The organism is Acidovorax sp. 22279 (genome assembly GCF_052045435.1).
GTDB lineage: Bacteria > Pseudomonadota > Gammaproteobacteria > Burkholderiales > Burkholderiaceae_C > Acidovorax > Acidovorax delafieldii.
This window is the reverse complement of record NZ_JBQEOV010000020.1, coordinates 89,863-95,934: the sequence shown is the minus strand read 5'-3', so window position 1 is coordinate 95,934 and position 6,072 is coordinate 89,863. Positions and strand designations below refer to the sequence as shown.

Annotated in this window: 4 protein-coding genes; 1 reads left to right on the top strand and 3 read right to left on the bottom strand. The window is 68.5% G+C overall.

Annotated elements, in window-relative coordinates:
• Window positions 1–119: 119 nt before the first annotated feature.
• A complete protein-coding gene (locus ACTJKQ_RS21905; protein WP_440598047.1) occupies window positions 120–2,246 on the bottom strand; it encodes a diguanylate cyclase domain-containing protein in 2,127 nt (708 codons plus the stop codon).
• A gap of 401 nt (window positions 2,247–2,647) precedes the next feature.
• A complete protein-coding gene (locus ACTJKQ_RS21900; RefSeq protein WP_056060781.1) occupies window positions 2,648–3,271 on the bottom strand; it encodes a Crp/Fnr family transcriptional regulator in 624 nt (207 codons plus the stop codon).
• A 292-nt stretch (window positions 3,272–3,563) separates the two neighbouring features.
• Here ACTJKQ_RS21900 and ACTJKQ_RS21895 point away from each other — a divergent pair, with 292 nt between their 5' ends.
• Entirely contained in the window at window positions 3,564–4,604 is a 1,041-nt protein-coding gene (locus tag ACTJKQ_RS21895) for a porin (protein ID WP_440598046.1), read from the top strand.
• 73 nt (window positions 4,605–4,677) lie between these two features.
• On the opposite strand, the gene ACTJKQ_RS21890 is transcribed toward ACTJKQ_RS21895, so the two are convergent.
• Window positions 4,678–6,033, bottom strand: a complete 1,356-nt coding sequence (locus tag ACTJKQ_RS21890) for a glycerate kinase type-2 family protein (protein WP_440598045.1) — start codon at window positions 6,031–6,033, stop codon at window positions 4,678–4,680.
• Window positions 6,034–6,072: the final 39 nt, after the last annotated feature.

The following is a 6,072-nucleotide window of genomic DNA, read 5'->3' as shown; positions in this document are numbered from 1 at the left end:
GGCGACTCCCGGCCTCCGCCTTCAACCCAGGCATGCGATCCAATCAGCAACCACAAGAAAACGCTACGAAATCAATAGCTACCACCGCATATCCCACTGCGCATCCAGCCCAAAAGCCCTCAAACAGGCCCCAAAGCCATCCGCCCCGAAGAAGTCACCGACGCATCCCTCGCATGCCGCGTCTCCACCCGGTTGCGCCCCGCCCTCTTGGCGTCATAACAAGCCATGTCCGCCGCATACAACACCGACGGCACATCCTGCAAGCTGGCGTCCAGCACCACCAGCCCAATGCTCACCCCCAGCGTAAAACTGCGCCCTTGGTACGACGGCTCCCACGCGCGCACCGCCGCACGCAACTGCTCGGCCACGGCCTGGCCGCGCGCTAGAGCGCAGCCGGGCAACACCACCGCAAACTCGTCCCCGCCCAAGCGCGCCGCCCAGCCGATCTGGCGCACATGGGACGCCAGCAGCCGGGCCACGTGGCGCAGCACATCGTCGCCCGCGTCGTGGCCCGCAATGTCGTTGACCACGGTGAAATGGTCCAGGTCGAGGAACAGCACCACGCCATCGCCCTGGGTCTCACCGCCCTCCTCATCGGCGGCGGGCACCACAGCGCGCTGGCGGGCCGACCGCTCCGCCATCAGCTGGCCCAGGCGCTCGTCGAACGCGGCGCGGTTGTACAGCTGCGTCAGCGCATCGTGCGCGCGGCCCCAGGACTGCTGCACCTGGGCCTCGCGCGCGGCGGTGATGTCTTCCAGAATCCACACGGTGCCACCGTGCACCTCCTCGGGGCGCACGCCCTGGCCCTGCACGCGGGCCCACACGGGGGTTCCGTCCTTGCGCAAAAAGCAGACATCGCCGTCGAACGCGCCATGCGCCGCCACCTCGGCGCGCACACGGTCTCCCACCTGGGCATAGTCGGCGTCGCTGGCGTACAGGATGCGCGCGGGGCGGCCCTGCAGCTCGTGCGCGCTGTAGCCCAGCATCACGCAGGCCTGGTGGCTCACCACCTCCAGCATGCCGTGGCGGGTGATGACGATGCCCACCGGGGCGCTGTCCAGCACGGCCTGGAACTGGCCGACCACCGTGTCCTTGCGCGACTGCTGCAGGCTGCCCTGCTGCACCAGACCCTGGAACACTCGCACCAGTTCGCCCACCTCGCCGCCTGCGCGGGGCCAATGCACATCTTGCGCAGGCTGCTGGCGCGCGCTGGTCCTGAGCAACTGGCGCGCCTTGAAGGTCAGCTGCGCCAGCGGCTGGGCCATCCAGCCCATCAGCGCCACCGCCAGCAGCATGCACAGCACCATGCTGGCCACCGCCAGCCACCAGGCTTCGCGCTGGGCGCCGCGCAGCGGTGCCAGCAGCGCCTGCGACTGGCTCACGCGCGCCACGATCCACTGCGGCAGCGGCATGCCCGCCATGCTCACGATGTGGTCGGACTGCACATGGGTCATGCCCCGCCCCACCACCGGCTGGGCCTGGCTTTGCCAGCGCGTGTACACCGGGGCCAGGCCCACTTCATCACGCACCTGGCCCAGCACGCGGGTGGGGTCGGAGTGCGACAGGATGGTGCCGTCGCGGGTGAAGACGATGAGCTGCGAGTCATCGCGGGCGGGCAGCGTCATCGACGGTGGCAGCAGGCTTTGGGATTGCAGGCGCAACGCCCCTGCCACCACGCCCACCACCGTGCCGTCTTCGCGGTGCAACGGCATGGTGAACATGACCCGCGCCTCGCCCCGGCGGCCGGCGATCAGCTCGGACACCAGGGGCTTGCCATCGACCAGGGTGCGGCGCAGGGCATCGCGTTCGGTGGGGTCCAGGTCCGCGGCCTTTTCGATCTGACCGGCGCGCAAATTCAGGCGCAGTTCGCCGTTGTCGCGGGCGACCTGCATGGTGTCGAAGAACTGCACCGCAGGCAGGCCCTGCTGCAGCAGCCATTCCAGCGACGAGGGTGACTCCAGCATCGCCGGTGTGATGCCTGCGGCCACGGTGCGCAGCACCTTCTGGCTTTGTTCGATCTTGCTGGCCAGCAACCGGGCCACCACCTCGACCTCGTCGGTCTGCTGGCTCACCACCCGGCGCATGGCCTCCTGCCCGGAGGCCCGTGTCACCAGCCAAGCGGCCACCGCCCCCGACAGCGCCACCGCCAGCGCCGCCACCAGCATCAGCCGCAGCACCAGGGCGCCGGGCACCAGCCAGCCCGGATCAAGGTCCGGGGCTGCCTTGGGGCCGGGCGGCGGCGTCATGGACGCTTCCCCCCTGCAGGCTGATGGGCACGCTCAAAGTTCGGCATGGGGACGGGTCATGGCAGACATGTCCCAACAAATATACGCAGGGCCTGTGCCCGGGGGCTTGGGTGGAACCCTTGGGTAAAGCCAAGGAAAAACCCTGAGCCCGTCGGGGCGCGGGAAGGGTACGGGAAGGGTACGGGAAGGGTGTGTGGAGGGATGGAAGCGGACTGCGGCAAGGGCCCTGCAGCGTGGTGCCAGAGCCCACAGCCAGGCAGAACGTGCCACCACCCAAGGCGCATCGCCCCGGGGTGCGGGGCTTGTCAGAAAATGCAACGCAAGGGCAGTCCGTGGCTGCCGGCAGGCGCAACCCGACAGTCGCTGCGGGGCGTCAAGAGCGCGGTGTCAAAAACGCTGTGTCAGCAGCCCGCCATCGACTGCAATGCCCGTGGCTGGGGCAGCGCCAGCACATTGCCGGTGCCGTGGATCAGGCCCAGCTCGCGCAGGTGGCGCAGCACGCGCGAGAAGGTTTCGGGCGCAATGCCCAGCTGCGCCGCAATCAGGCGTTTGCGCTGGTGCAGGGTGACCTGCATGGCACCGCTGTGGTCGGGCTGGGCGTGGTTCAGCAGCCACTGCGCGCAGCGCGATTCGGCGTCCTGCGCCAGGCGGCTCACGGCCAGCTCGGACTGCTGCCGGTAGCCCTGCGCCATGTCCAGCAGCAGCCCCCGCGCGCCCGCAGGCATGGCGGCCAGGCTGCGGCGAAACTCTTCGATGGGGATGCGCCGCACATGCACGCGCGTGTCGGCCACCATGTCCACCGGTAGCGGCAGGCCCATCAGGGCCGACGCGGCGTCGAGCCAGAACGGCCCCTCGACGGCACCGAGCTGGTGGCGCAGGAAACCGTCGTCCAGCACACCGCGCAGCACACGGCCGTTTTCGAGGTGCAGCACCGTCGTCAGCACCTCATTGCGCCTGCGCAGCACTTCGCCGGGGGCGATCACCTCGGTGTCAGCGGGCAGAGAAAAAAGGGTAGATGGCAGCATGGAAGCCACTGTGCCGTGCGGCTGCGCCCGTGGCATTGAGCCACATCAAAGCCGCACCATGTCGCCCGCCCCGCGCGCCCCAGGTTTGCGCCAAAACACACGAAAACTGCGCCAGCAACGTGCATGGGTGCGCCCTGAACCGGCCAAAAAGTATGTAAACAGGTGTTGCACCAGGGCATGGAACTTGCGATGCCCCAACGGCGGGCCCCGCCCTGCACCACGGTGCAACAGGGGCCGCGTCTCCCCTTGCACCCGCCGGACCTCCGGCGCTTTCTTCCCCAGGAATCACTCCATGAAAAAAAACCTGATTGCACTGTCTCTATCGCTCGGTGGCGCCCTGCTGTGCTCCACCGGCGCCCAGGCCCAGAGCTCCGTCCAGCTGATGGGCTTGACCGATGTGTTTGTGGGCTCCATGAAAAACGCCGGTGACGCCGGCAGCAGCAAGGTGGTCAACAGCGGCGGCATGACCACGTCGTGGTTCGGATTCAAGGGCACCGAAGACCTGGGCGGCGGGCTCAGGGCCAACTTTGCGCTCACCTCGTTCATCAAGGTGGACAGCGGCATCCAGGGCCGATTTGCCAACGACACGTTCTTCTCGCGCGATGCCAATGTGGGCCTGAGCGACAGCTGGGGCACCGTGACCGTGGGGCGCGGTCTGGCGCCCAACTTCCTGCCGTCCATCCTGTCGAACCCGCTGGGCGACTCGTTCACCTTTGCACCGCTGATCCTGCACATGAACGTGCCTCTGTTCAACGGCACGGGCTGGGGTTCGACCACGCCATCCGACACCGGCTGGTCCAACGAAATCATCTACAGCACGCCCAACCTGGGCGGCCTGACCGCCAACCTGCACTACCAGTTTGGCGAGGTCGCAGGCGACAGCAGCAAGAAGAACGTGGGCATCAACGCGCTGTACTTCAACGGCCCCATCACCCTCACCGGCTTTTACGAGCGCGACCAGATGAGCAACCCCGCAGTGCCCAGCACCTACCTGGGCACCACCAAGACCGACTGGATGCTGGGCGGCGCGTATGACTTTGCGATCGTGAAGGCCTTTGCCAGCTACGGCCAGGCCAAGGCCGACAACACCACCAACAAGGCCAAGACGACGCAGCTGGGCGTGTCGGTGCCCGCAGGCGCCACTGGCAAGGTGCTGGCATCGTGGGCGCAGACCAAGATGACGGCCACCGACATCTCGCGAAAGACCTTCACCGTGGGGTATGACTACTTCCTGTCCAAGCGCACCGATGTGTACGTGATGGCCATGAACGACCGCATCACCAACCAGACCAAGGGCAACAGCTTCGGCGTGGGCATCCGCCACCGGTTCTGAGGCCTGCACAGGGCGCCCGGGGCCTTTTTCAAGCCCCACTGGCCCAAGGCGCAAGTGCAATATGCCTGAGGCGCTACAAAACCAGTAGCACCCGGAAATCGTTCACGTTGGTGTGTGTGGGGCCGGTGACCAGCAGGTCGTCCAGCCCCGCAAAAAATCCCCAGGCGTCGTTGCGCGCCAGGTGGTCGTCGATGCGCAGTCCTGCAGCGCCTGCGCGCGCCAGCGTGTCGGGGCACACAAAGGCCCCTGCGTTGTCTTCGCTGCCGTCGATGCCGTCGGTGTCTGCCGCCAGCGCCCACACGGCGGGCTCGCCCTGCAACGCCTGCGCCAGGCCCAGGCAAAACTCACCCGCACGCCCGCCCCGCCCCCGGGACACACCGGGTGTACGCGGACGCACGGTGACGGTGGTCTCCCCCCCCGACAGGATCACACACGGCGCCGCAAACGGCTGGCCGCGCCGCGCCACCGCGCGGGCCAGCGCCGCATGCACCTTGCCCACCTCACGCGACTCGCCCTCCATCTCGTCCGACAGCACATGCGCAGGCAGCCCCGCCGAACGGGCCAGCGCGGCCGCGGCTTCCAGTGCCTGCTGCGGCGTGGCGATCAGGTGCACCGCATGCCCGGCAAAACGGTCGTCGCCAGGTTTGGGCGTCTCCAGGCGGCCAGCCTCCAGCGCAGTGCGGATGGCCGGGGGCACCTCGATGCCATAGCGCGCCAGAATGGCCAGCGCATCGGCGCAGGTGGTCGCATCTGGCACGGTGGGGCCACTGGCAATCACCGACGGGTCGTCGCCGGGCACGTCGCTGATGGTGAGCGTGACCACGCGCGCTGGCGCACAGGCCGCCGCCAGGCGCCCGCCCTTGATGCGCGAGAGGTGCTTGCGCACGCAGTTCATCTCGCCAATGTGCGCGCCGCTGTCGAGCAGGGCGCGGTTGATGCGCTGCTTGTCTTCCAGCGTCACCCCGTCGCAGGGCAAGGTCAGCAGGGACGAGCCCCCGCCCGAGATCAGGCACAGCACCAGGTCGTGCTCCGTCAGCCCCTGGGTCAGATCGAGAATGCGCTGCGCCGCGGCCAGCCCCGCCGCATCGGGCACGGGGTGCGCGGCCTCGACCACCTCGATGCGCTGCGGCACGCCCGCAGGCCGGGGCGGCACATGCCCGTAGCGGGTGACCACCAGGCCCGACAGGGGCGCGTCCTGCGGCCACAGGGCCTCCAGTGCCTGGGCCATGGCGCCCCCCGCCTTGCCCGCGCCCAGCACCAGGGTGCGGCCCCCGCTCTCGCGGCTGGGCGGCTGGGGCAGCCACTGGCGCATGCCGTGCAGGGGTTGTGCGCTGTGCACTGCGGCATCAAACAGCGCCTTCAGAAAGGCGCGGGGATGGGTGCGGTAGTCCGGCAGGGAGGGACTGGCTGGCTGGGTTTCTGGGTGCATGCCGCGCATTGTGCAGCGGTAGTACCAGTCACGTTGCTG

Coding starts and splice junctions, on each gene's coding strand:
- ACTJKQ_RS21895 (WP_440598046.1), top strand. CDS start 3,564: ATGAAAAAAAACCTGATTGCACTGTCTCTATCGCTCGGTGGCGCCCTG.
- ACTJKQ_RS21905 (WP_440598047.1), bottom strand. CDS start 2,246: ATGACGCCGCCGCCCGGCCCCAAGGCAGCCCCGGACCTTGATCCGGGC.
- ACTJKQ_RS21890 (WP_440598045.1), bottom strand. CDS start 6,033: ATGCACCCAGAAACCCAGCCAGCCAGTCCCTCCCTGCCGGACTACCGC.
- ACTJKQ_RS21900 (WP_056060781.1), bottom strand. CDS start 3,271: ATGCTGCCATCTACCCTTTTTTCTCTGCCCGCTGACACCGAGGTGATC.